Source organism: Clostridium sp. 16K-1-R1, assembly GCF_023921145.1.
GTDB classification, from domain to species: Bacteria; Bacillota; Clostridia; order Clostridiales; family Clostridiaceae; genus Sarcina; species Sarcina perfringens.
This window is the reverse complement of record NZ_CP046515.1, coordinates 1,531,815-1,558,340: the sequence shown is the minus strand read 5'-3', so window position 1 is coordinate 1,558,340 and position 26,526 is coordinate 1,531,815. Positions and strand designations below refer to the sequence as shown.

30 protein-coding genes are annotated in these 26,526 nt (G+C 26.4%); 6 read left to right on the top strand and 24 right to left on the bottom strand.

Features of this window, described 5'->3' with window-relative positions:
* Positions 1-32: 32 nt before the first annotated feature.
* The 7 genes from pflB to GOM42_RS06820 all read right to left on the bottom strand — a co-directional run bounded on the left by pflB (position 33) and on the right by GOM42_RS06820 (position 7,289).
* Positions 33-2,267 (bottom strand): formate C-acetyltransferase, encoded by a 2,235-nt coding sequence (gene pflB / locus GOM42_RS06850; protein WP_110034744.1) that lies wholly within the window; start codon positions 2,265-2,267, stop codon positions 33-35.
* 366 nt (positions 2,268-2,633) lie between these two features.
* A complete protein-coding gene (locus GOM42_RS06845; RefSeq protein ID WP_110034743.1) occupies positions 2,634-2,969 on the bottom strand; it encodes a hypothetical protein in 336 nt (111 codons plus the stop codon).
* 113 nt (positions 2,970-3,082) lie between these two features.
* Complete coding sequence (locus GOM42_RS06840) at positions 3,083-3,670, bottom strand: hypothetical protein (RefSeq protein ID WP_003465692.1); 588 nt, start codon at positions 3,668-3,670, stop codon at positions 3,083-3,085.
* Positions 3,671-4,118: 448 nt separating this feature from the next.
* Positions 4,119-4,628, bottom strand: a complete 510-nt coding sequence (locus GOM42_RS06835; protein WP_003465684.1) for a hypothetical protein — start codon at positions 4,626-4,628, stop codon at positions 4,119-4,121.
* Between the two features lie 291 nt (positions 4,629-4,919).
* Positions 4,920-6,242, bottom strand: coding sequence for a type I restriction enzyme HsdR N-terminal domain-containing protein (locus GOM42_RS06830; RefSeq protein ID WP_003465706.1), 1,323 nt, complete (start codon positions 6,240-6,242; stop codon positions 4,920-4,922).
* Between the two features lie 151 nt (positions 6,243-6,393).
* On the bottom strand, positions 6,394-6,621 hold the full coding sequence (locus GOM42_RS06825; RefSeq protein WP_003465713.1) for a single-stranded DNA-binding protein: 228 nt from the start codon (positions 6,619-6,621) through the stop codon (positions 6,394-6,396).
* 89 nt (positions 6,622-6,710) lie between these two features.
* A complete protein-coding gene (locus GOM42_RS06820; RefSeq protein WP_003465690.1) occupies positions 6,711-7,289 on the bottom strand; it encodes a hypothetical protein in 579 nt (192 codons plus the stop codon).
* A gap of 121 nt (positions 7,290-7,410) precedes the next feature.
* Between GOM42_RS06820 and GOM42_RS06815 the strand changes: the two genes are divergently transcribed.
* A complete protein-coding gene (locus GOM42_RS06815) occupies positions 7,411-7,692 on the top strand; it encodes a helix-turn-helix transcriptional regulator (RefSeq protein WP_110034742.1) in 282 nt (93 codons plus the stop codon).
* 165 nt (positions 7,693-7,857) lie between these two features.
* Here the strand turns inward: GOM42_RS06815 and GOM42_RS06810 are convergent, their stop codons facing one another.
* From GOM42_RS06810 to GOM42_RS06780, 7 genes are all read right to left on the bottom strand, one after another.
* Positions 7,858-8,097 (bottom strand): hypothetical protein, encoded by a 240-nt coding sequence (locus GOM42_RS06810; RefSeq protein WP_223932447.1) that lies wholly within the window; start codon positions 8,095-8,097, stop codon positions 7,858-7,860.
* Between the two features lie 402 nt (positions 8,098-8,499).
* Entirely contained in the window at positions 8,500-9,393 is an 894-nt protein-coding gene (locus GOM42_RS06805) for a hypothetical protein (RefSeq protein ID WP_057257709.1), read from the bottom strand.
* Between the two features lie 12 nt (positions 9,394-9,405).
* Entirely contained in the window at positions 9,406-9,654 is a 249-nt protein-coding gene (locus tag GOM42_RS06800) for a hypothetical protein (RefSeq protein WP_003465680.1), read from the bottom strand.
* 647 nt (positions 9,655-10,301) lie between these two features.
* On the bottom strand, positions 10,302-10,760 hold the full coding sequence (locus GOM42_RS06795) for a phage integrase SAM-like domain-containing protein (protein WP_110077444.1): 459 nt from the start codon (positions 10,758-10,760) through the stop codon (positions 10,302-10,304).
* 158 nt (positions 10,761-10,918) lie between these two features.
* A complete protein-coding gene (ppcA, locus tag GOM42_RS06790) occupies positions 10,919-12,532 on the bottom strand; it encodes a phosphoenolpyruvate carboxylase (protein WP_011010232.1) in 1,614 nt (537 codons plus the stop codon).
* Positions 12,533-12,987: 455 nt separating this feature from the next.
* Positions 12,988-14,331, bottom strand: coding sequence for a tRNA (N6-isopentenyl adenosine(37)-C2)-methylthiotransferase MiaB (miaB, locus tag GOM42_RS06785; RefSeq protein WP_003449335.1), 1,344 nt, complete (start codon positions 14,329-14,331; stop codon positions 12,988-12,990).
* Between the two features lie 187 nt (positions 14,332-14,518).
* A complete protein-coding gene (locus GOM42_RS06780) occupies positions 14,519-15,499 on the bottom strand; it encodes a linear amide C-N hydrolase (protein ID WP_096071564.1) in 981 nt (326 codons plus the stop codon).
* Between the two features lie 359 nt (positions 15,500-15,858).
* Between GOM42_RS06780 and GOM42_RS06775 the strand changes: the two genes are divergently transcribed.
* Together GOM42_RS06775 and GOM42_RS06770 are read left to right on the top strand one after the other, a co-directional pair.
* Positions 15,859-16,251, top strand: a complete 393-nt coding sequence (locus GOM42_RS06775) for a hypothetical protein (RefSeq protein ID WP_003469947.1) — start codon at positions 15,859-15,861, stop codon at positions 16,249-16,251.
* A 183-nt stretch (positions 16,252-16,434) separates the two neighbouring features.
* On the top strand, positions 16,435-16,905 hold the full coding sequence (locus GOM42_RS06770) for a helix-turn-helix domain-containing protein (RefSeq protein WP_110077443.1): 471 nt from the start codon (positions 16,435-16,437) through the stop codon (positions 16,903-16,905).
* A gap of 45 nt (positions 16,906-16,950) precedes the next feature.
* On the opposite strand, the gene GOM42_RS06765 is transcribed toward GOM42_RS06770, so the two are convergent.
* Together GOM42_RS06765 and GOM42_RS06760 are read right to left on the bottom strand one after the other, a co-directional pair.
* A complete protein-coding gene (locus tag GOM42_RS06765) occupies positions 16,951-17,415 on the bottom strand; it encodes a hypothetical protein (RefSeq protein WP_110077442.1) in 465 nt (154 codons plus the stop codon).
* Between the two features lie 138 nt (positions 17,416-17,553).
* Complete coding sequence (locus GOM42_RS06760) at positions 17,554-18,126, bottom strand: hypothetical protein (RefSeq protein ID WP_003469971.1); 573 nt, start codon at positions 18,124-18,126, stop codon at positions 17,554-17,556.
* Positions 18,127-18,261: 135 nt separating this feature from the next.
* On the opposite strand from GOM42_RS06760, the gene GOM42_RS06755 reads away from it, so the two are divergent.
* Positions 18,262-18,411 (top strand): hypothetical protein, encoded by a 150-nt coding sequence (locus GOM42_RS06755; RefSeq protein WP_003469952.1) that lies wholly within the window; start codon positions 18,262-18,264, stop codon positions 18,409-18,411.
* 100 nt (positions 18,412-18,511) lie between these two features.
* On the opposite strand, the gene GOM42_RS06750 is transcribed toward GOM42_RS06755, so the two are convergent.
* From GOM42_RS06750 to GOM42_RS06720, 7 genes are all read right to left on the bottom strand, one after another.
* Positions 18,512-19,306 carry a GNAT family N-acetyltransferase gene (locus tag GOM42_RS06750; RefSeq protein WP_110077441.1) on the bottom strand — a complete coding sequence of 265 codons (795 nt, stop codon included), beginning with the start codon at positions 19,304-19,306 and terminating at the stop codon, positions 18,512-18,514.
* 109 nt (positions 19,307-19,415) lie between these two features.
* Positions 19,416-20,264 carry a 4-hydroxy-3-methylbut-2-enyl diphosphate reductase gene (locus tag GOM42_RS06745; RefSeq protein ID WP_003460702.1) on the bottom strand — a complete coding sequence of 283 codons (849 nt, stop codon included), beginning with the start codon at positions 20,262-20,264 and terminating at the stop codon, positions 19,416-19,418.
* Position 20,265: 1 nt separating this feature from the next.
* Positions 20,266-20,919 (bottom strand): (d)CMP kinase, encoded by a 654-nt coding sequence (cmk, locus tag GOM42_RS06740; protein ID WP_003460731.1) that lies wholly within the window; start codon positions 20,917-20,919, stop codon positions 20,266-20,268.
* 121 nt (positions 20,920-21,040) lie between these two features.
* Positions 21,041-22,261, bottom strand: coding sequence for an NAD(P)/FAD-dependent oxidoreductase (locus GOM42_RS06735; RefSeq protein WP_110077440.1), 1,221 nt, complete (start codon positions 22,259-22,261; stop codon positions 21,041-21,043).
* 216 nt (positions 22,262-22,477) lie between these two features.
* Entirely contained in the window at positions 22,478-23,353 is an 876-nt protein-coding gene (locus tag GOM42_RS06730) for a MurR/RpiR family transcriptional regulator (RefSeq protein ID WP_003449332.1), read from the bottom strand.
* A 31-nt stretch (positions 23,354-23,384) separates the two neighbouring features.
* A complete protein-coding gene (locus GOM42_RS06725; RefSeq protein ID WP_110077439.1) occupies positions 23,385-23,936 on the bottom strand; it encodes a class I SAM-dependent methyltransferase in 552 nt (183 codons plus the stop codon).
* Between the two features lie 5 nt (positions 23,937-23,941).
* Entirely contained in the window at positions 23,942-24,652 is a 711-nt protein-coding gene (locus GOM42_RS06720; protein ID WP_003449361.1) for a pseudouridine synthase, read from the bottom strand.
* A gap of 216 nt (positions 24,653-24,868) precedes the next feature.
* Here GOM42_RS06720 and GOM42_RS06715 point away from each other — a divergent pair, with 216 nt between their 5' ends.
* Entirely contained in the window at positions 24,869-25,687 is an 819-nt protein-coding gene (locus GOM42_RS06715; protein WP_110077438.1) for a TIM barrel protein, read from the top strand.
* A gap of 57 nt (positions 25,688-25,744) precedes the next feature.
* On the opposite strand, the gene GOM42_RS06710 is transcribed toward GOM42_RS06715, so the two are convergent.
* Positions 25,745-25,981 (bottom strand): hypothetical protein, encoded by a 237-nt coding sequence (locus GOM42_RS06710; protein ID WP_003481196.1) that lies wholly within the window; start codon positions 25,979-25,981, stop codon positions 25,745-25,747.
* Positions 25,982-26,106: 125 nt separating this feature from the next.
* Between GOM42_RS06710 and GOM42_RS06705 the strand changes: the two genes are divergently transcribed.
* Complete coding sequence (locus tag GOM42_RS06705; RefSeq protein ID WP_003470407.1) at positions 26,107-26,496, top strand: PadR family transcriptional regulator; 390 nt, start codon at positions 26,107-26,109, stop codon at positions 26,494-26,496.
* Positions 26,497-26,526: the final 30 nt, after the last annotated feature.

Below are 26,526 nucleotides of genomic sequence, written 5' to 3'. Positions count from 1 at the left end.
GCCTTCACCTTATACACTCTTATTATATAAGATTATAGAGAATCGTGGAATGTTCTGCTTATAACCTCTAATTGTTGATTTCTAGTTAATCTATTGAAATTAACAGCATAACCTGATACTCTGATTGTTAATGTTGGATACTTTTCAGGATGCTCCATAGCGTCCATTAAAGTTTCTCTGTTAAATACATTAACATTTAGATGGTGAGCTCCTTGTTTGAAGTAACCATCCATAATAGCAACTAAGTTATCTATTCTAGAATCTTCTTCTTTTCCTAAAGCATCTGGAACAATTGAGAATGTGTTTGATACACCATCTTCACAAACTTCACAGTATGGAATTTTAGCAACTGAGTTTAAGCTAGCTAAAGCTCCACTGTTATCTCTTCCATGCATTGGGTTAGCTCCTGGAGCAAATGCTTCACCAGCTTTTCTTCCATCTGGAGTTGAACCTGTTTTCTTACCATAAACTACGTTTGAAGTAATAGTTAGGATTGATAATGTGTGCTTAGCACCTCTATATAATGGATGTTTCTTAAGCTCACTTGAGAACTTTCTAACTATTTCTACAGCTAAATCGTCAACTCTATCATCATCATTTCCGTATTTAGGGAAGTCACCTTCTATTTCAAAGTCTACAGCTATTCCATTTTCTCTTACAGGCTTAACTTTAGCGAATTTAACTGCGCTTAATGAGTCAGCTACAACTGATAAACCAGCTATACCAAATGCCATTAATCTTCCTACATGAGTATCATGTAAAGCCATTTGTCCAGCTTCATAAGCATATTTATCATGCATGTAGTGGATAACATTCATTGTATCTACATAAAGCTTAGCAACGTACTCTAAAACTTTATCATAGTTAGCTCTTAATTTATCATAATCTAAAACTTCGTCTGTTATTGGCTCTAAACCTTTAATAACAACTTTACCTGATTTTTCATCAATACCACCATTTATAGTGTAAAGTAAAGCTTTAGCTAAGTTAGTTCTAGCTCCGAAGAATTGCATTTGCTTACCAATTTGCATTGCTGATACACAACAAGCTATTGAGTAATCATCTCCGTATATAGGTCTCATTAACTCATCATTTTCATATTGAATTGAGTCAGTTTTAATTGATACCTCAGCACAGAATTTTTTGAATCCTTCGGGTAATCTATCTGACCATAAAACAGTCATATTTGGTTCTGGAGCAGGTCCTAAGTTTATTAAAGTTTGAAGATATCTAAATGAGTTTTTAGTTACTAATGGTTTACCATTTACACCCATACCACCAATACCTTCTGTTACCCAAGTTGGGTCTCCAGCAAATAAATCATTATACTCAGGAGTTCTTAAGTGTCTAACTAATCTTAATTTTATTATAAATTGATCTATTAATTCTTGAGCTTCTAACTCAGTTAAAGTTCCTGCCTTAAGATCTCTTTCTATGAAAATATCTAAGAAAGTAGAAGTTCTTCCTAAAGACATTGCTGCCCCATTATTTTCTTTAACTGCAGCTAAGTATCCAAAGTATAAGAATTGAACTGCTTCCTTAGCGTTTGCAGCTGGTTTAGATATATCAAAGCCATATCTTGCAGCCATTGACTTTATTGCTTCTAAAGCTCTTATTTGCTCTGAAACATTCTCTCTTAATTGAATATATTCTTCTACTGAGCCTTCGCTTTCAAATGATATATTAGCATAATCTTTTTTCTTTTCTTCTATTAGATAATCTATACCGTAAAGGACAATTCTTCTATAGTCACCTATAATTCTTCCTCTACCATAAGCATCTGGAAGACCAGTTAAAAGACCCGCAGATCTTGCAGCTCTTGTTTCAGCTGAGTATGCATCGAATACACCTTGGTTATGAGTTTTTCTATAAGCATTGAAATGTTCTCTTATACTGCTATCTAATTCATAGCCGTATTCTTTTAAAGAACTTTCAACCATTCTCATTCCACCGAAAGGATTAACTATTCTTTTAAGTGGTGCATCTGTTTGGAAACCAACGATAACTTCGTTATCTTTATCTAAATATCCAGGCTCATAATTGTCTATTCCAGATACTCTATCTGTAGCAACATCTATAATACCTTTTTCTATTTCTTCTATAATTAACTTTTGAGCTTTTTCTAAAACTGCATCAGTTCTTTTTGTTGTTCCTTCTAAGAAACTCTTGTCTCCCTCATATGCAGTATAGTTCTTTTGTATGAAGTTTCTAACATCTATTCCATTTTGCCATACTCCTTCTTTAAAGCCTTCCCATTGTTTAAACATATGGTCTACCCCCTCTTTCTTAATTGAAAATCTTTATCAATCTAAATTTAACACATTTTCATCACATTGTAAAGTTTTTGAGAATCAATTTCAACACCTTACAGGTAAATTTTTGTTAATTTGTTAATATTTAAATTGAATTATAGAATAATCACTTAAATTATAAGGTATTTTTAAAAAAATATAAATAATAAATATTTAAAATTTTCACATACTTAATAATTTATAAATAAAAAAATCACAATTATTTCCAAATAAATCTTTACTTTTAATTTGAATCATAATTTTAAAATCAAAGAGATTCTATTTCTTAAGTTGAATAAAATCTCTTTTTCAAAATTGCCCCTTTTTACTAAAGTTAATTTTTTATGAATCTGATACAAGTATATTTTCCTTTTCACTATCAATTCTAAATCTACATATTCCATGTCTCATTAAAGTAATTTCTTCAAGGCTAAAGCCATCACTATATAATGAGGAATAATATTTCAATACTAAAAAATCTTTCTCTGGATTTTCTATGAAGTTTTTAAATTTTAAAAGCATATGATCTTCTAAATAAAAATCCTCATCTTCTCCATCCATAAAAAATATATTAACATTTGTCACAGATTTAATATCATTATCTAAGTTATTTTCTTTTAAATAGGAATCAATAGAAGTATAACCTTTTCTTTCTTTATTTTTACTAAATAACCCCATTACCTCTTACCCCCGTATACTGTTTACATAGAAATATTATAACATTTAATATTACTCTTTTTAAATATAAAAAAGAGTATCTACTCTTGGATACTCTTTAAATTACTATATAATTAAAGTTCTTCTAACTGTTCTTTTATAAAGTCTACTAAGGATTTTGCTTTTATTTTTCTATAATTTTCTTTATCTTCTATAACAAAATAAAAGATATCTCCTTCTAGTTTCATAAGTTCAAAATCAGTGTCCTCATAAACTTTTTTAACCTTCATTAATTCTTTTAATTCTTTATTCCAATTCTCTCTACCTTGAATTTTATATCCTCTATCTAAATGCTCATAACCAAAATCTTCTTTAATAGCCCAATTTAACTTGCATAAATTAAAGTCTGTATCCAACCAAAATCTGTACTCTTTACCCTGTATTTTAAGATAATTGTTACAAACCTCAATTCTTATTTTTCCTACTTCTTCATTTTCTAATCTGTAATCAACAAAATTTTCTTTAATATCTTTTACAAATCCTAATTCTTCAGTTAAAAATTCATCAATCTTTCTATTTTCATTTGCAATTACTTTGTTTTGTGTATTATAAAACTTTTCTTTAATAGATAGTAACTCTCTAACTGTTCTATCTATTTCCTTTTTACATTCTTCTACTTCCATCTCTCTTATATTATTTTGCTTTAATTTGTTTAAATCCATTACTCAACACATCTTTTAAATTTAGTATTTTGATGATTTCTATTGCATTAATCCTTTAATTCATCAATTACCATATCTCGCAGTCTTGAATAATCTAAGCCTATACTTTTTAAATTTTGCATAGAGCTTTCTTATTAATAATACTCAATAAATAATACTTAAGAAATTTAGTTTTAAATTAGCACTTTTTTAAAGTTTTAATTTAGCCTTAACTTTCAAGTCTTTTTATAAAAAATTAAACTTTTACCATTTGTTGTTATTGACAGAAATTTTTTATTCATAAATAATCCCTCCCATAATACTTTATAATTTAATATTAACAAATTATGTATATTATGTAAACTATTTTTATGGAAATCAACTGGTTTTTAACTGTTTCTTGTAATTAAAATAATATATTTTCTTTATTTAAAGTTAATAACACTGAAACTTTTATTATAAAGTAGTATTAAAAATTTTTCCTAGTCAAAAGTTCTTTATATCCTAATTTATTTAAAAGCTTTGCAAAATTAGATAAATCTTTTTTAAATGCTATTATAATTGGTTTCTTTTTACCTTTTAAATATATCTTAACAATATTATTTTTATAATCTAAATTAAAATAATCTATGTCAGACTTTTTTATTAATTTAAAATTTCTATAAATATAATCGTTATTTATAGAGATAGATAAATTAAAAGCATATATTAAAAAATATAAAGCTGCTATATTAAAAAAATTAATTTTGTTTGTATAAAAAAATAATATTAATTGTAAAGTTGCAACTACTGTTAACTGTATAATTACAGATAAAAATTTAAATAATGTAAGCTTTTGTATATCTTTTTTTGTGCTTGGATTAATATAATAGGATTCATTAGAAAATAATCTTTTATAAATAAACCAATTCTTTATAAAAATACATGAAAAAGATATAAAAAGCACAAAGTTAAATAAGTTAATAGCGTTTGTTTTCATTTAATTCTCCCCGTTATATTAAAATCTCAATTTAATATTAACAAGTTATGTATATTATGTAAAGTTTATAACGATATACATGTTTTTAACAATGCATATTGTTTATTATTTTGTTTATTTGCTAAAACTTTAACATCATAAAATATAGCTACAACATGTGTTATATATAGTTCAATACTATTGTACTTATATGAAAGCTTAATTATGATTTCCGAAGTATCTAGTTTTATTACAATGAACTTATTTTTAGGCATAAGAAAAGAGCATACCCATAGATATACTCTCCATTATTTAAATTACATAAGTATGTTTATTAATAATATCTTTAAAATGTTTATCTATATTGCGTTTTAATAATTTTACATCTATATATTTATAAACCGTTGCAATATCAAGCTCAAGCCATTTTGCTATAATTTCTATTGGTAAATTCTTTTTGTACATATCATTTATAAAATAACTTTGAAATATATTTCTATTAATATCTTTATCATTTTGGAAAATCCCCTTTACAGCTCTTCTTATAGTTTCTTCAGTTATCTTTTTATACTTTCCTCCATATCTATTATTTAATAAATAATTACTTTTAATCTTTTTCTTTTTTAAATATTCTAAATGTTTTTTTATAGCATCATTTATATAGTTTGGTAATTTAATTTTTCTACCATTATATTTTATAAATCCGTCAGAATAATCATCTCTTTTCAAATTAATTATTAATTCATAATTTAATGTATATAAAAACAATAATGTTATTACTTCATTTTTACTATCTATTCCCACATAATAATTTTTCATTTTATTTATAACATAACTATCTACTTTTATATTACTTTTTAAGTCTTTATTTTCTACCTTTTCTATTATCTTTTTCAATCCATATAAATCAAATCTATTTTTTTCAATATATTTTTCTCTTTCTAAATAATCAAGAAATGACCTTATATATCTATATTTGTTTTTTATAGTTTCTTTAGACCAATTATTTTTTAATACCATATTTTCAAAATTATTTAAACTTAATTCAAGTGTGCTATATTCTTTATTAGCAATGTTACTGAAAAATATATAGCAAGCACTTCTATACTGACTTTCTATTATTGATTTTCTATCAATAAATTTATTTACAGCATAACTTTTGTAAAGTTCAAAATATTGCGTTGTTTTTAAATCAAAAATATATTTATAACTAAAAAAATTAAATAAAGTTAAATTCATTTTACAGTTATTATCTAAACTTACTTCTAAGAAATATTTATCTATATTTCTAGTTACTTTAATTGTATTGTCTACTAGTAAAAATTGATTTCCATTGGTTAATATTCCTAATCTAGAATCTTTATTAGTTAAATAATTTAGAAGCTGCCCTTTAGACTCATCATTTAATATAGATTTTTTAGATTTCACTTCAACAATAATTTTTTCCCCTTTAGGTAAATTAATTAATATATCAGTTACACCTTTACGATCCTTTTCTCTAGCTTCAAACTTCATCCATTCTTTTTTGTACCCTAAAATTTGCAGCATATCTACTATTACGTGAATCTTAACATCTTCTTCCGTACTATCATCTGGAAGATTTTCATATATCTTTTGTATTTTTTTTAATTCCATTTTAAACACTCCTTTCTAATTAATATTTTTCTTTAAAATACAAAAAATATACCTACTATTAAAATTATTTTAACCTAGTTTATAAGCATTTATTTTTTTTCACAATAAAAGAGCATATCTATGTGACATACTCCCTATTGCTTATTATTTATTATTTTTTTCTATACTTTTGTTGATTACTACTTGTTTTATCTAGCATTTCTATTCCTAATTCTGGTCTTTGTAATACTTCGTTTTTAAATAGTATTCCTAAATTTAATCTAGCTGTTCTATCTATTCTATTCCATTCATAACCTCTAAATAGATCCTTAACTAGAAATACTTCTTCAGAGTTTAAATTTTGTATTTGTTGTAAGCATTCTTTTAATAGTGGATTCATAATATATTTCCTCCTTGTTATAAATAATATTTATAAAATTTATCCGTAATAAAAGTACCTAAAATATATAGACTCTATTATTGCTTTATTTAATTTTCAAAATTCACTTTAGATACCGTAACATTAAAACCTTTTGTCCCATCAGGAAAAGTTACATATGTTTGTTTTAGTCTTCTAGTATCAACAGGTATATTTAATTCATTAGTCCACTCATTAGATATAATGTTATTGTTACCATCATAAAAATTAACTAATAACTCTATATATCCTATATTCTTATGGGTTTGATTGTTTATTTTAAATTCAATTTCATTTGAATTAGGTATTTGTCTAGCATCTTCTATTGTTATATTACTAATAGAATTTATTTTTGATTCATCTTCTTTTTCTTTAAATTCTGCTAAAGCTTTTTTCGTAGCCTGAATTTCGTCTGCAAAAACAATATTATATACTTCATCGTTATTCTTACTATTAATATCGAACATTCTATCTAATAGTTGATGAGTTTCTTCTGCTGTATGATTTTTTTTATAACTTAAAAGATAACTAACTTTCAACTTATATCCTAAAGATGTATTAAATATTATAATTCCGCCTACTATCAATATTATAGTTAATATACTAATTATAATTGTTAACTTTTTCTTATTCTTCGTACTTCTCTCCATACTTACCACACTCCATAACCTGTTAAAAGTTCACTTTTAATATTAACAAATTATGTATATTTTGTAAAGTTAATTGAAGTTATACTTTCTTTTCTATAATATCTAAATTAAGGTGATAAATATGAAAATAGGTACTAATTTACAAAGAATAAGAAAAGCTAAAGATCCTAAAATAACTCAACAAGATTTAGCTAAAGCTACTGGACTAAGTAGAAGCTATTTATCTGATATAGAACATAATAAATATAATCCTAGCTTAGATACTACTATAGCCTTATCTAATGCTTTAGGGGTTACTCTTAATGAATTAGATAATATTATTAATACTATTACTAATTCTGATTTAGATGCTAAACAATTAGAGTTATTAGAATTATATTTAACTGATCTTATTAGGGATTAAATTCTCTTTAATAGTTTTTATTTTCTCACTACCAAAAAATATCATTAAAAACTTTTCTTGTTCTTACTGTGGCATTCTAGCCCATATCTTATAGCTTACCGTAGCCTCCATTGATCCATTTTCAACTATTTGCTGAAGTTCAGGAATAAGATTTAAAAGTTTTTTTTAATCTTGAAGTTGTTGTCTAGTGATTCCTAATTCCTCAGCCATGTCTGATTGATTATATTTCTTATTTTGATTTTTTGTATATTGATTTCCTCTAAATTCTCCTTGTCTAATACCTTTAATTCTTTCAAGTTCAGTAATACATTTTGCCATTTTCATAGGATTAACATTTCCCACTCCTCTTTGCATTATGTTTGTACTAATTAAATCTTCAAGTATCATATCATCTATAAGTCGCATTCTAATATCAAAAAATTGGCTATATTTTAATATTGAGTCACTTTGTTACAATTTATCGCCTCAACTATTTTTAAACTCTTATTTTGCATTTATATGTAAGTTTATTTAGTGAATTTACATAAAATAAAAAAACTACATAAACATGTAGCTCTTTACTGTGAAAATATAAAAATTATTATTAGAAGTTAGATATCTATATCAACTAATTTATAGATAATATATACATTAAACAACAACTATGTGGTATTAAATATGGTATATAATCTAATTTAAGTATAGCCTTTCCTTCTAAATTTATATAATTATTTTTAAAATTAATCCCATAAGTTAGTATTTTTAATTAAATTGTTAAGTTGTTTTCTATTAACTCTATTCCTTCTACTTTAACTTAAATTCTTGTTTTTATTTAAAACTTCTTTTATCTTCTATAAATATTGAATTGTTTTTTATAAAAATATTAGCATATTTATTATCAGCAACAATTTCTAATATAGTTTTAAAATCCTCTAAATGTTTTGTGGTTAAATTTTTATTTTCAACAATTTTATCTAATCCAGCTAATAATACGATTTGTTCGCCTAATCCATAAGTATATATATCGCTTGGAATTAATTGAGTTATATTAAATAATATTTTCCCATCAAATAATAATGATTTTTGATATAAATCTAAAATTTCTTGATAAAAAATCCATTGTTTACTTTTTATATTTTCGCCTTGTATAGGATTATACCCTTTAAATACTGTTGCTATATTATTAACCTTTTGAATATAATTCATGTAAAATACAGCTAATATTAAACATTGTCTATAAGTTAATTTTTCAAATACTTTTAACAAAAAATTAAACTCGTCGGCATCCAAATAATCAACAAATCCAATATTAGCCAACATATTTCCATAAAAAATTTGTTTCATTTCTTGTGATTCTCTCTGACTAGCCACTACTATCGATTCAAAAACTTCCTCAGCATCTGTTTTCCCATTAGGTTTCTCTTTAAAGAAATCATCTTTTCTTAATTCATCTCCATTATTTATACGTTCAGCTATTCTTTCTATAGAACTAACCATACAATTTTCAACCCTTTTCTTTTCCCATTCAGTTAATTGACAAGGATCTATTTTATCTGCTAATGCTTGTATACTTTTACCATAAACGGTTTTAGCTACTGTACCAGATATACCTGTTGGATCTGATAGTACCATATTAACAGTAAAAGCAATTCCCTCGCCTATATATTCTTGAGTATTATCTATTGTTTTTTTAATGTTTTTCTTAATTTTTCTACTATTCATATTTAACTCCTGTTATTTATCTAAACTATCTACATTATAATCTAAAAATACTATCTCACCATCATTATAAGCTTCAGAACTTATTGCTACTCTTGGATCATAATTATTACCATCTGTTAAAACTTGACATTCAACTTTAGCTGAGTCAAAATCTAAATCATTTTGTTTCATTCCTTCTTTTATAAGTTTAATCACTTTATTTGAATATTCATCATCAATAATATTTTCTAAAAAATTATTTAAGAACTTATCTAATTCCACCTTATATCACTCTTTCTTTACTATTATACCATTATTACCCACTTTAATTAAATCGAATATTTTATTAGCGATACACTTGACTTTTAAATGCCAAAGTCTTATACATCTTTAGGGAAGCTGAGTGAAGGCAGAGTTATTCCCTATGAACAACATAAAAAAATTAAAATTATGAAGTCATAAGGAACTCTCAACTTATTATCTTCTTTTTCGCATCGTTTCAGTTGCCCTTATTAGTTAAGTATCATCAAACGTTATAAAGATTGTCCTATAACTTCTGATACAGTTTCCCCACTCTTTAGAGTGCCAAACTATCACCGTGCCTTTTGTTTTTGGATATTGGTAGACACACACCCAAGCGTATATTATAACCATGGCTCTAGCTATATCAATAAGTGTAAAATATAGCTAGTATAATATACTATTGATTTTATTGCAGCGGCTCAACTGACCACTCTTTTTTTTATAGTCCTCGTAGTGCAAGAAAGACTTAACCTATACTTAATTTTGGGTATAGGAAATAAAGCCTTGCAAATACTAACTTTTTTTGAAATAATACTAATTAAGTGATTGGTATATCCTAATATGAGGATATGCAAAGTTTTATTTAACAATATTAAGTTGTAATAAGAGTCAGGTGAGAGTGACTCTTATTTTTTTACCAATGTTACTTCTTGCTTGGGATTTCTACTAAATTTAATCCTTTTTATTTTGTTAGTGGGATTTTGTTTTAAATATTTATTATCCAAACACCACTTAAAAAACCTCTTTATAGTACCTACATAACTATCTAAAGTGCATAAAGAAATTGGTTGTCCAAAATCTCCCATGTTTTGTGGAGAATTTGAATTTAGAATATTATCATTAGATACGTAGCTATATTTACCACGTTCTTTGGTAAACTTTATATAGTTTCTTATATGTTCCTCTTTTACATCTTCCACGTAAATTATGTTATAGTCATCTTCAAGGAACTTAAATAGTAACTTTAAGCTTCTTTCATATAGTCTTATACTCGCTCTTCTAAGATCTCTATATTTACAATCTGTCAAAAAAATATCTAATATATCTAATAACTCTTTTTTATTCTTTGTAAGAATTCTTGCCATAACAAAAAAACACCTCCTGTTAATTTAATTACAATTAACAAAAGATGTTTTTGTATCTTTTTCAAACATATTTATTGGTCTAAATTTATGTTTATAGATCTTTTTTTCTAAGTAAATAAGGAACAATTACCATATATCTAATTTATACCAAATATATTTTAGCCTATACTTCCTCTTACTTTACCCATTCTTACTATCCACTCATTTAGGATTTTAAGTTCTTCTGTGCTGTTACGCATTACATTTTCCTCAAGTCCCATTAAGTGCATTATTATTGGTTTTGTAGTTTTAAGTAAAGTATGATAGAATTCATTTTCGTTTAAGAAGTCATAATCTAATCCAAGGTTAAGAATTTCATTTACATATTTCATGTCTTCTTTATATTCTTGTCTAGCCTCTTCATCTATTATCTTCTTAGAAACTCCCCCATTTGCAAATCTAGCGGCAAATGCTAAGTCTTTTCTTAAGATTGGGTATATTTCTAAAAGTTTATCTATACCTTCTTGACCATACTTAGTTTTTATTTCATTTAATGCTCTACCCATTCCCATAAGTTCAGGTGGCATTCCTAATGTGTACATAGCTCCAGTAAATGATATAGCTCTTGGAACTGCATATTCTTTTGAGTTATCTATGCTAAGAATTTCTTGTTTTAATACTTCATCCTTAACTAAATCCGCTACGTTGTCTAAGTTTGCTACTTCTCTATTATATTCTAATCCAGTTTTAGCTTTTGTTAATCTATCTCTATTTTTAGGAATAAAGTCAGATACAAATGAAACTGTATCTATTACCTTTAAGAATGTTTGAAGATAATGTTTTGAACAGATTCCTATGAATTCTTTCATTAAATCTTTATCTTCTTCACTAAAGTTTCTAGGTTTTGATTGTGCAATTTTTTCTTTCAATTCTCTAACTGCATGTTTAGTTGCTTCTTCACCATGATCATATCTTAAAGCAGATTGAAATGTGAAAGTTTTAATTCCACTATATGTAGCAAGGATTTCATCTATGTTTTCTTCTGAGAAATGTCCTCTAAATGGAAGTGATCCACAACCTAAGATTGGGCTTATAGTTACTCCATGTTTTTCTCCCCATTTATAAGCTCCATCAACTGCCATAAGAACTGATAAAACTCCTGAAATTAATCCATAAGACATAGCAGTATCAGATCTTGCTATCATTATTCTAAGATCTTTTAAAATATGTCCTTTACTCTTTTCTATTTCGTAATGTTCATCTAATATTCTATCTATGTTTGCTAGTGCAGGTACATCCTCAACTAGAGGTATTATTCTAACACTATTTAAATCTAATTTAGTTTTGTAGTTTTTATTCCCCATATCAACTACTGAGTTAACTCTATCTTGAAACTCTGAAATTTCTTTACCAGTTTCAATCATAGGAACAACAACCTCTGAGATTGCTGGAGTTCCAGTTAATTCTTTTGATTGAACATTTGTTTCAATTATAGACATTATACTCATAAGTTGTCTAAATACTGATTCTTTATTTGCATTAGGTATTCTAGGAGTTACTCTAACGTCTTTTCCTGGAATTATACCATTTGAAATTAATCCTAATGCTATTTGTGATGTTTGATGGTAAGGTGTTAACTTTCCTTCAAAATCTATCATAACTTCTTCTATTCCTAAACCACCTTTATCTTGTGGTGTTAATCCTTTTATCGCTTCTGCTGGTTCTTGTTGTATTGAAATATAAGTTTCTACATTATCCGGATGTTGAGTCATCATGGAACAAGGTATCTTCATAATAAGTCCCCCTTTTCGTTTTAAAAAAATGAAATTTATAAGTTAATTATATTGCAACAATTTATTAAAATCAAGTGTTTCTAAAATAAAAATGCAATTTTTTTAAAAAACTACTTGCATTTTAAAGTTGCAAGAAAAGTTTCACAGAAAAATTCAACAGAAAAACAATTTCACAGTAACGAACTTTAATTAAACAAATTATAAATATAATTCGCAATAAAGAATAATTTCACTATTTCAAACTATATTATCCCCAAATAAGTTATATTAATTTATTAAAAGCTAGATTTTTATGAGAAAATATTGCCTAGGAAACCTTTTTTAAATTTAAAAAAGATATTACTAGATAAGATAAAATAAAAATACACCCTAATTAAATAAGAAAGATTACTTGCAAATTTATAAAAATTAAGTGGGATGTATCAAAAATCCTATTGATACATCCCACTTTTAAATTATTCTACTATTTCACCAATTAATGAGAATGGTTGTGCTCTAACTATTTTTAAGTTAACTAATTCACCTACTAGTTTTTCATCACCAGCAAAGTTAACTAATTTACCATTTCTAGTTCTTCCAGTTAATTTAGTTTCATCATTCTTACTTGGTCCTTCAACAAGAACTTCAACTACCTTACCTTCATATTCTTTATTTTTTATTACAACCTTTTTGTTTATAGCTTCAACTAATCTATTAAATCTATCATGCTTTATGTCATCTGGAATTTGATTTTCCATTTTGTCAGCAGGAGTATGATTTCTTCTTGAATAGATAAATGTAAATGCTGAATCATATCCAACTTCTTCACAAAGACTTAATGTATCTAAGAAATCCTCTTCAGTTTCTCCTGGGAACCCAATGATTATATCAGTTGTTAAAGTAACATCTGGTATTTCTGATTTTATTTTCTTAACTAAATCTAAGTAGTACTCTCTGTCATAATGTCTATTCATCTCTTTTAATATTCTTGATGATCCACTTTGAACTGGTAAGTGAACTTGCTCACAAAGCTTATCACATTCTTTTATAGCCATGATAACATCATCACTTAAATCCTTAGGATGAGAAGTCATAAATCTAACTCTCTCTAACCCTTTAACTTCATTAACTTTTCTTAAAAGACCAGCAAAATCTATATCTTCTTCTAATCCTTTTCCGTATGAGTTTACGTTTTGTCCTAATAAAGTTATTTCTTTATATCCTTGAGATACTAATTCTTCTATTTCTTTTATGATATCCTCAGATTTTCTACTTCTTTCTCTTCCTCTAACGTAAGGAACTATACAGTATGTACAGAAATTGTTACATCCATACATGATAGTAACGAATGCTTTAACATCACTCTTTCTATCTATAGGTAATCCTTCAACGATTCCCTCTTCTTTGTTTAATATTTCCTTAACTTGAACACCTTCTTGAAGTACTCTATGTAGGTATTCAGGGAATTTATGGGCATTATGTGTTCCAAATATTATGTCAACATAAGGGAAAGTTTTTAAGACTTTGTCTGCCATACCTACTTGTTGCATCATACATCCACAAATTGCTATTACTAAGTTAGGATTTTTCTTTTTTAATTGCTTAAGTTGTCCAAGATTACCGAAAACCTTATTTTCAGCATTTTCTCTTACACAACATGTATTAAAGATTATAATAGAAGCCTCTTCTTTATTTTCAGTTCTTTCATATCCTTGAGATTTTAACATCCCTGATAATTTTTCTGAATCTTCTTCATTCATTTGGCATCCGTATGTAGAAATACAGAAGAGTTTTTTATCCATGTTATTTTCTAATGTCATGTCATTTCCTCCAATTTAAATTGTTATCTGTTGTATTATAGCATAAAATTTATTTTTATTAAAAGATAGATTTTTTAAATCTTGTTATATAAATCAAAAAGATTAAATTACTTCTAACAATAAACTGAATTTAAAATAAAAAAAGTCTTATTTCTAAGACTTTTTATTGCTATGTAAAAATTATTTATTAAACTGAATAAGTTACTAATTCATCTTCTTTAACATTTTCTAAAGAGAATTCCATTGTATCTATATGATTGAAAACACGTAAATATAACTTACCTAAGTTTTGATCATATGCACACATATAACTTGAAAAATCTGAGTCTTTTTTATCTTCACAAAAACGTTCAACATCCTTTGGAACCCAAACAGAATTTAAAATACTAAATAAACGTGCTGGAGCTTCTTCGTCAGTAATGTCTCCTATAAGATTTCTTAAATATGCTACACGTACAAACCTTGATGGTGAAGTATAATCTCCAGGTAATCCAAGCATACCTGTACCATTTGAAATTGGTGTAATAACTGTTTTACTATTTAAATTATTTTGTTGCTTATTAAATCCTTGAACTTGAATATAATTTGCCAAATTAGTCATGTGCCAATCAAATGTTGGATCATTAGCCATTACCCCTACAGTATTATCAAAAACACGAAAATGTCCATGGTTTGTTGGTTCTAATACAACTGATTCTCCCATTTTATCTGTGAAAGTATAATGTGCGGTAATAGGGTTTCCTTTTCCAAGCTCTCCTAATGATGGTATATCATCAGATGTTACTACAACTTTTGATATGTTATTTTTTATATCACTAACACTTTCAAAATTGCTTAAAATCCAAGTAACTATTTCTCCACTATTAATGGCTATAAGTCCTTGCTTTTCTATATTTTCTTTCTTATCCCATGTACATGCCTTTAAAAATAAAAGACCTCCAGCAAGCCCCTTTTCATTAACTCCATCAAAAAACAGAGTAGATCCACATAAATTTATACCTAAAAAGGCGTATTTAGTTTTCCAAGGTTTACTTTGAGTTTCTAAAGTAAAGTTTCTAGGAACGATTGTTATTTTAGAACCAACCTCAAATGGATTAAATGATGTATCTAAAGTTCTTCCCCAATAAAGATTATTGTTAACACTAGAAATATGTATGTGAGTGCACACCTAAATCATCTCCTCAAAAATTTTTTAAATTATGTTTTTAGAGTATACCTACAAACATTTATTGTCAATTTGAGCTTAATGCATATATGTATGCTAAAAAGGAGATTTACTTTGATTTTTTTATTATATATACATTAATAAATAAAATTTTTTATTAAACATATAGTATTTTTTTATTTTTATCAATTTAAAGTAACTTAAATAAATACTTATAATTTTATTGCTTAGTAGCTATATAACTTAAAATATGTTTATCTAATAAGCCCTTTTTTCATATAATTAATACCTTCTTATTATTAGCTGTTTTTAAATTTTTTATAAACTTTATGATATAATTAAAACAAAGGAGGGAAACTATTATGTATTTTCAAGAATTATACGATTCAAGCAATATGAGCATTTTAATTGCATTTATATTCTACTTAATAAGAATCTACCCAAGTTATGTTATGGCTAAGAAAGCTAACTTAAAACATTCGTGGATGATGTTATTTCCTGTACTTGGAGAATTTCAGATGTTACATTTAGCAGGATTATCATACTTATATTTTATAATTTATTTAATACCAGTTGCTAGATTTATACTTTTTGTAATTGTATTTTATAGAATACTTAGAAATTTTGGATTTGGACTATTTATGACTATATTAGGAATCATATTTTCTTTTATAGCATTCTTAACATTCTGGTATATTGTCCTAACTGATAGAGAATTTATAGGAGATATTCCACGTGAGTATCAAGAATTTTAAAAGGCTCTGTTTTAAGTTTATATTTATTTTCATAAATTACTTAAAACAAAGTAAGCAAAAAAAACTAGAGTAGAAATTTATCTTCTCTAGTTTTTTTATATTCCCTATTTTTACATCTGTATACTTGAAATATGAAAATATATGAAATATAATGAAAATATAGGAATTGAGAGGTGTATGAATATGAATAACTTTGAAAAACTTTATACTATTGAAGACATAGCAAATATGACTAGACTTACTTCACGTACCATTAGAAACTATCTTAAAGATGGAATATTAGAAGGCAAGAAAATTGGTGGGCAATGGAGATTTACTATGAAGGATATTGAAAACTTTTTTGATAACAGTAAATCTAAAGAAGAGGTAAGAGCTACCCAAAATAATGAAGTACTTGATTTTTTAGAATGGAAAAATGTAGATTCACAAAAAGAAGTACAAATCTGTACTATAATAGACCTTCATTGTAAAAATATATTAGAAGGAAAAGAATTATCTAAAAAATTAATTACAATAATAAATGAAGATGAAGAGGCTGTTAAAAATGGTGCTAAATTTTCTTATCAATATATAAAAGAATCTTCTAAAGCACGTTTTACTCTATTTGGAAATCCTGAATTCATAATAAAAACATTAAAAACCCTTGAAAAATAAACATTCTCCTTAAGTATATTATATAGTAATATACTTAAGGCGTTATTAAACTTCTATATATTCATCTCTTATGTACTTTTGATTTAAGTAATATAATTCCATAATATTTTTATATAGATGATATGATGCCTGTATAGGATATAATAATAAAATAAGATAATAACCGTAAATTGATTTTATTGTTATTTTAAATGAATATGCAACTATAAAAATAAGAAGTAATGCTAATAATAAAAAAACAAATGCCTTAATTAAATGTTTTAATATATACTTATCGTTAAGCTTTAAATTCCCTCTATAGACTACTGATAGATATGAGGAGTTTACTAAAATAAAGTATAAAAATTCATCTAAATATTTATGAAATATTAAACCTAAAAATAAAGCTAAAAAATTCAAAAATAAAGCTATTAGAAAATATCTTTTAAAATACTTACTATAAAATTTATTTTTTAAAAATATGTTTATTGGTATACATATAATAGAGAATATAACTACATATAAAATCATAATAAATTCCTCTTATAAAACTTTCTAAAATAATAATTCATACATAATCCTCCATCTTTTATTTAAATAATTTTATCATTTTATATACAAATTGTAAAATTATGTTCAAATAAAAAATAACCTTTGGAATACCAAAGGTTATTTTATTATATCAAATATATATTTTTTGAAATCTTCAAAAGACATCTTTTCTATTGAAGCTCCCTTATTAACTTTTCCAGTAGCAAAATCATATGATGCTGATCCATAGTTAAAAGCTGGGCTACCAACTATAAAGTTACTTCCTGGAGTTCTGTATGTAACCTTACATCTTAAGATATCTTCACAAAAGTTTAAAACTTCCAAATAATCTTCTAAATGTTTTTCAGAAATCATCTTAACTATAAATGAGAATAATTGATATCCTCCTAATAATTGTTGCATTCTCCCACCATGCATATTAAAGATTTTATCTGTACTGTAGAAATATTTCATATCCTTATAAGTTAATGTTTTAAATTCACTATTTATCTCTAAATCTTTTAAATCAATTCCTTTTAAATCCTCTTCAATACTTTCCCACTTAATTGATTTTGGTGTAGCGTTATTATGCACTGTTTGAGTAAATTTCTCTATTGCATTATCCATATATTTATTAACTGAAACTACTTCATCATTTATGTAGACAGTAAACTCTCCATTTTCATATACTAAGCTAATTTTATTTTCCATAAAAAAGCACTCCATTCTTTAATTAATAATAATTATTATATAATAATAAGCTAAATTTGTCCATATTAAAATATTTTCTAACTCTAAATAAGATTTTCTAAAGTTGTCAATACTATTAAAGAGGAGGTGAATATTATGTATGATTTAAAAGAATTAGAAAAAAATCAATCAAATCAAGAAGGAGCTAACTTAGAAATAAGCGATCGTTCTTATTATAGTAACCATTTAACAGATAGTGTATTCAAAACTAAGATATCCTATGTACCAACAGATTCTCTTTTATAAACTCAATAATAAAACTTACAAATCCTATTAAGAAAAAGTTCTAATTTTTCTCAGAATAGATTTGTAAGTTTTATTAAAGATTTATTTTCATACATATAATTTATCCTAACAATTCATATATACTTATTTCAGAAGCTTCTTTAAAGCCAGTCTTTTTATATAAATTTACAGCATTTATGTTATCAGACTTAACCTTTATATATACTTCCTCTAATCCTTTTATCTTAGCCTGATTTAATATGTGTATAAGTAAAGCTTCACCATATCCTTTACCTCTAAACTCCTCTATTATTCCAAAGTTAGCAATAGTGTATTTATCCTTTAAAAGCAATATTTGACCATAACCAATTATTATATCATCTTTTAATTCAAAAAATGCTAAATCTTCTAAAAAAGCTTTTCTATTACATTCATAAACAATATCTTTTGTTTTTAGTGGAATTCTGTTTTCTTCATAAAAGATCTCATTTTGTACCTTACAACGAATACTTTCATCTCTCCCTTTTACAAAATGGGTGAAAGTGAAATTTTCATTATTCTTTTTATTAAAATTAGAAATATCTATCTTTAACATTATATTAGAAGCCCTCTTTTCAAACCCATAAATTTTTAAATCAATTCCCTCATCTTCTTTTGCAGTTTCATATATATATTTACTTATATTAAACTCTGAAAAAACACCACTTTCTTCAGGAATACTTCTCATGCTACCTATCTTAGTAATTTTTTTTATATATGCATCAAAGTTTGCTACATAATCTATTTCCCAAAGCATATAAACCTCATTTTTATAAGTTACTTTGACAAAATAATTAGTACATAGCCTTTTTAGTGATAAATTTAAAATTCTTGCATATTTAAAATAATCCCACAAATTAAATCTAACTATATTCATACTACTACTCCTAAAACTTCGTCATATATTTATAGTATAAAACAATTCCCAGTTTAATACCAGTAGTACAAAATAATTATGAATTAAATTGCAGGATTACATTTAAAAATTATAATTCTTTAATCTTAGAAATCACTTCATTTATTATCCAATCTGGAGTTGAAGCCCCAGCAGTGATTCCTATAGTTTTAACACTTTCATCTTCTAATAGGCTTTCATCTAATTCTTTAACATTTTCTATATGATAGCTCTTAGGACATTCCTTTTTGCATATTTCATATAGTTTTGTTGTATTAGAACTATTCTTTCCACCTATAACAAAAACTAAATCAGCCTCTTTTGAAAGCTCTTGTACACTTTTTTGTCTAACATCAGTAGCTGAACAAATAGTATTAAAAGCAACTATTTCTTTACTTGCTCTTACTATTTCATTTAAAACCTTGTTCCAAGTTTCTTTTTTCTCAGTAGTTTGTGAAACTACACAAACCTTTGCTGGAATATTTTCAAGTTCTGTTTTCCCATTTGTTATTATGGCAGAATCATTACACCAGCCATTAATTCCAATAACTTCTGGGTGATTTTCATCCCCAACAATTATTATCTTATATCCTTGTTCATAACATTTTTTAACTTTTAGTTGAATATTAGTTACATATGGACAAGTTGCATTTTTAACAATTAAACCCTTGTCTGTTAAATCTTTTATTACACTTTCTTTAACCCCGTGGGATCTTATAAGTACAACATCCCCCTTCTTTAAAGAATCAGCATCTGAAAGTTCAATTGCAAATATATCATTATCCTCTAAATAATTAACAACATCATTGTTATGAATAAGTGGTCCTAAAGTATATATTTTCTTTCCAAATTCTTTTTGATATTTTATAGCTTCATCAACTGCTCTTTTTACTCCAAAGCAAAAGCCAGCATTCTTAGCTAAAATTACGTTTCTTTCCATATTATTTCTCCATGTAGCTAGATATTTTTTCAACTACTCCCATTATACCTATGCCAGTAGTATCAATTTCAATAGCATCCTCAGCTTTTCTTAGAGGATCTACTTCTCTATTAGAATCTAGGTAATCTCTTTTTATTATATCTTGTAATATTTCATCATAATTAACTTCTACACCTTTTCCCATAAGCTCTTTGTATCTTCTATCAGCTCTTTCTTCTGGGCTAGCAGTTAAGAAAAATTTGAAATTAGCATCTTTTAATACAACTGTTCCAATGTCTCTTCCATCCATTATTACGCTATATTTTAAGGCCATTTTTCTCATAAGATTAACTAATCTTTCCCTTACTTCTCTTATTGAAGCATAAGCTGAAACATTTTTACTTATGTTAGGCATAGTTATTAATGAGTTTATATTTTCTCCATTTAATATAAGCTCATCATTTTCAAAATGCATATCCATTCCATCTATCATAACTAATAATTTATCAACTTCTTCAGCTGAAATATTATTTTCTAAGGCTTTTAAAGTAACAGCTCTATACATAGATCCTGTGTTTATATACATTAAATTAAATTTTTCTCCTATTATCTTAGCAATAGTACTTTTTCCAGCTCCTGCCGGTCCATCAATAGCAACTGTAATTAGTTTATTCATAATTCTTAAGTCCTTTCTCATAAAAACATTGTAAAATTTATACTCTCTTTAAGTTTACTATAAAGTTTCTACTAAACTAACTAAAATTTTTATTAACTTTATAGCAACTATAATTTTAAAATTAAATTGATTTTCCTGCTAAATATCCTGTTGATAAAGCTATTTGAACATTATATCCCCCTGTAAAGGCATCTACATCTATAACTTCCCCTGCAAAGTAAAGATTATCTACAATCTTTGATTGCATTGTTGAAGGGTCTATTTCTTTAGTTGAAACCCCTCCAGCAGTAACAATAGCTTCTGATATATCTCTTAAGCCTTTTACTGTAAAAGTTAAATTCTTTAATAGATTTAATAATGTTCTTCTCTCTTCCTTTGTTATAGAGTTAACCTTTTTATTTTCATCTATTTTAGATAACTCTATAATAACAGGTATAAGTTTTTTTGGAAGAAGTTCATCTAAAGAATTTTTAAAATCCTTATTTAAATTCTTTTTAAAATCCTTTTGAATCCTTAAATCTAACTGTTTTTCCTCTAAGGCAGGCTTTAAATCTAGAGAAATTTCAAATCTCTCACCATCTTTTATGAATCTACTACCACTTAAAACAAGAGGTCCTGATATTCCAAAATGAGTAAATAGCATCTCTCCCTGCCCACTATAAACTACTTTAGAATTCTTTTTATTCTTTATTTTAAGCTCTATATTTCTAAGAGATAGGCCCTGTAATTCACGAACCCATGACTCTTCTATTTCTATAGGTACTAAGGATGGTTTTGGTTCTACTATAGTGTGACCCATCTTTTTAGCTAAATCAAATCCTATTCCAGTTGATCCAGTAAGAGGATATGACTTACCCCCAGTTGTTATTATAAAATAGTCACCTTTAACCTTTGAACCATTTTCTAAAATAATAGCTTCTATTTTATTGTTATTAAAAATAACATTTTTAACTTTACTATGTAATCTTAAGTCTACTCCAGCTTCATTTAATCCCCTTGATAATCCACTTATTATATCTGAAGATTTATCTGAATTTGGAAAAACTCTTGATCCTCTTTCTACCTTTAATTTAACTCCAGCATTTTCAAAAAAGTTCATTACATCAATATTAGTATAAGTGTATAATGCACTATACAAGAAATGTGGATTTCCTGGTATAAAATCAAAAAATTCACTTATATCCTTTGCATTTGTTACATTACATCTACCTTTACCAGTAATAAATAGCTTTTTTCCTATTCTTTCATTACCTTCTAAAAGAATAACTTCATGATTTTCTGCTGCAGATATTGCTGCCATCATCCCTGCTGGACCGGCGCCTATAACTATTACTTTAGCCAATTTATCAGCTCCTTAATTTAATTGAATCAAACTAATAATAAACTTTATTAAATACATTTGTCAACAAATGCATTTCTTTAATATTCTATGTAATTTCGAAAAATGAAGCTATATAAAGATATAATTTATGAAACTTATAAATTATATAATAGAATAAAATTTATGCTCTATCTTAAAATAATTTATATGTTCTTTATACCTTTATACAGCTTTTTATTAAGGTTCTATATTATTTTTATTATATGAATAAACATTATAGTCTTTCCATATCTTTTCTAACTCACTAAATGTTGATGTTATCTTCTCTTTTTCTCTTATACCAACAGCTATGATTAATGCATTTATTACACTTAAAGGTGCAACTAATGAATCTACAAATGAAGCCATATTACTTTGAGCTATAAGTGTATGATCAGATTGAGATGCTAAAGGAGAAATTAAGCTATCTGTAATAGAAACTATTTTAGCATTTCTAGTTTTAGCAAATTCTAAAGCATCTATTGTTTTTAATGCATATCTTGGGAAACCTATCCCTATAACTAAGTCGCCTTCCCCTAAGTTAAGCATTTGTTCAAAAGTATCGCTTATTCCATTTGAAATTACTCTTACATTATCTAATATTAAATTTAAGTAAAATCCTAAAAATTCTGCAAGAGCAGTAGAACTTCTAAGTCCTATTATATATATTCTTTTAGCTTTAAATATTTCGTTTACCACTTCATCAAAAGTTTTATGATTTATCTTTTCTAATGTTGCTCTTATATTTTCTATATCCGCTTTTAAAACACCTTTTAGAGCATTTTCTTCACTTATAAAGTCATTAGATAACTCTAATCTTTGAACAGATGTTAACTTATTCTTTATTAATTCTTGAAGTGCTTTCTGTAACTTTGGATATCCTGAGAAACCAAGTTCTGTAGCAAATCTAACCACTGTAGATTCACTTACTCCAACATTATTTCCTAATTTAGCAGCAGTCATAAATGCAGCCTTATCATAATTCTTTAATATATATTCAGCTATAAGCTTTTGTCCTTTACTAAGCTTTGGAAACTTAACTTGAATTAATCTCATTAAATCTTGACTTTCCATTTTAAAAATCCTCTCTATACTTACTTAAATCTTATTTAAACTTCTTTTCAATAATAACTAAAGAAGGTGCACTCTTAGCTCTGTTTGTAAATTCCGTATGTAAAACACCATATTTATTTTTAGGTAATTTACTTGTAAACTGAAGTACGGCATCTTTCTCTATTTTACCTTCCTCATGTCCACTATAAAGGGCTATTATCATTAACCCATTATCACCTAATAAATCTAATCCTATTTCTATACTTTTTAAAGTACTATGTGCAACCGTAGTTACTTCCTTATTATTACCTGGAAGATATCCTAAGTTATAAACTATACAATCAACATTTTCTTCTTTTATATAGGTTTCAAAGTTTTCATGTGAATCTAAAATAACTTCAACATTTTCTTTATTCTTTGATTTATATGAATTTACTGCCTCTTCTTGTATATCAAAGGCATATACCTTTTTAAATAATTCACTTAAAAAATCGCAATCATGACCATTTCCTAAGGTAGCATCTATTGCTATATTCTTATGTTCTATGAAAGAAGTTATTATATTATGATATATATTACTTACATCAGATACATATTTAAACATAATTACTATAGAGATTTTATATAATTCTCTTCTGAACTACTTAAATATCTCCATTCTCCTTTCTTTAAATTCTTTAAGGTCAAGCTTCCAATAGCTTCTCTCTTTAAAGAAACAACTTCATGATTAAAGGCAGCACACATTCTTCTTATCTGTCTATTTTTGCCTTCATGAATTATTATTTTAACTTTACAGCTATTTGTGTATTTTTCTAGTAACTCTATTTCACACTCTGCTGTTTTATAATCTCCTATATCTACGCCTTTTCTAAATTTATTCATTTCTTCCTCTGTAAAAATTCCTTTTACTAAGGCGATATATTCTTTATTTAAATTAACTCTTGGATGTATTATCTTATTGTATACATCTCCATCATTAGTTAATAAAAGTAAACCTGAACTGTCATAATCAAGACGGCCTATAGGATATATTCTCTCATTCACCTTTACTATATCTAATATGGTCTTTCTATTTTTTTCATCTTTATTTGTTGTAACATATCCTTCAGGCTTATTTAACATTATATATACTTTATTTTCCTCAGGACGTATTACTTTATTATTAACGCTAACAACATCTACTGATGGATCAACCTTAGTCCCAAGGGAGTCAACAACAATGTCATTAACCTTTACTTTTCCACTGCAAATTATTTCTTCACATTTTCTTCTTGATGCTACTCCACACCTTGCCATGTATTTTTGCAATCTTTCTTCCATTTTTCACACTCCATATGATAGTTTCTATTAATAATTTTAAATAACTATAGTGTAAAATGCAATATTTATTTCGAATAATTGCATTTTTTCTGAAAAAAACTTAAAAAATTATGTATAAATTAATAAATTTGATAGATTATAATTCATATTAAATAATAATTCCTTTCTATTGAAGAATTCCTAGTGTTTTGCTATACTTTAGTAAGAGGTGATAACATGGAAAAACTTTTATTTGGAATTTCAGGTTTACCAATAGGTGAAGAGGGCCAGAAATTCAATTATGCAACAGGAATTGAATACTTAAAAAAAATAGGACTAGAAGCTATGGAGCTTCCTTTTGTTAGATCCGTTAATGTTACAGATAAAAACAGAGATAAAATAATAGAAGCTAAAGAAAAAAATGATTTTTATCTTTCAGCTCATGGTTCTTATTTTATAAATTTAAATGCTGAAGAAGAGGAAAAGAAAGAAAAATCTATTGAAAGAATACTTAAAGGTGCCGAAGCATTAAAAAGTGTTGGAGGTAGAAGCTTAGTATTCCATCCAGGATTTTATTTAAAAGCCTCAAAAGAAGAAGCTTTAGAGGAAATAAAGAAAAACTTAAAGAAACTACCTTATGAAGGTGTAGATTATAGATTAGAAACTACAGGTAAGGGAACTCAATTCGGAAACCTACAAGAATTAGTTGATATATGTAAAGAAGTGCCATCTTGCAAATTATGTATTGATTTTTCTCATATACATGCTAGAGGAATTGGTGGTTTAAAAGAATATAAAGATTTTGCAGAAATTTTAGAATATATAAAAGATAATTTAGGAAATGAAGCCTTAGAAGATTTACATATTCATATGTCTGGAATACACTATACAGATAAAGGTGAGAGAAACCACTTACCTTTTTTAGAAAGTGATTTTAACTTTATTGAATGCTTAAGGGCACTTAAGGATTATAAAGTAAAGGGATGTATAATATGTGAAAGTCCTCTTTTAGAAAAAGATGCCTTATTACTAAAAGAAACTTATGAAAAATTATAAGATAGGAGAAAACCTCCTATCTTATACAACTAATCTATATTTAAAATTAGATATTAATTAAAACCAGTTTCCGCCACAGTTTCCAAAACCGCCACAGCCTAATAGAAGAAGCCAAAGTAAAGGAAATCCTCCACAAGCTCCAAATCCACAATTACCAAATCCTCCGCAATTGTTGAATCCACCACAATTTCCAAAACCGCCGCAATTATTGAATCCACAGCAATTATTTCCACATCTGCATCCACAGGAATTTCTTCTACAAGAATTGCATGAGCAACAACATTTTCTTGACATAATATTCCACCTCACTTCTTTTGTATAGTATAGTATATTCAAGAAATCACAAATTGTTAATTACTTTTTGGAATAAATTGAGTTATACTTATAATATAAAATGTAAAATTGGAGGTGAAGTTTTTTTGGATAGAAGAACTCGTATGGTCGCACCAAGAAATATTATAAATGCAAAACAATTATATTCTTTTTATGTACTAAAAGAACTTTCAAAGGGACATGAGGTTTTTGGTAATAAAGTTTTAGAAGCTTTTAGAGATGAATTTTCTAGTGCTCCTCTTCCATTCCCAGTATCATCTAGTACAATTTATGATACACTTTATGACTTAGAGCAAAAAGGCTTAGTTACAAGTTATTGGATAGGGGATGACTTTATAAATAAAAGAACAAAAAAGATGTATAGAATAACAGATGAAGGTAAAGAGTATTATAAACTTCACGTAGCTGATTATGTAGATGCTTTAAGGAAAAACAAGTCAATAATAGATATACTAATAAAAATGCTTACAAACTAAATTTTAATTCTCTCTTTAAGTAAATATTAA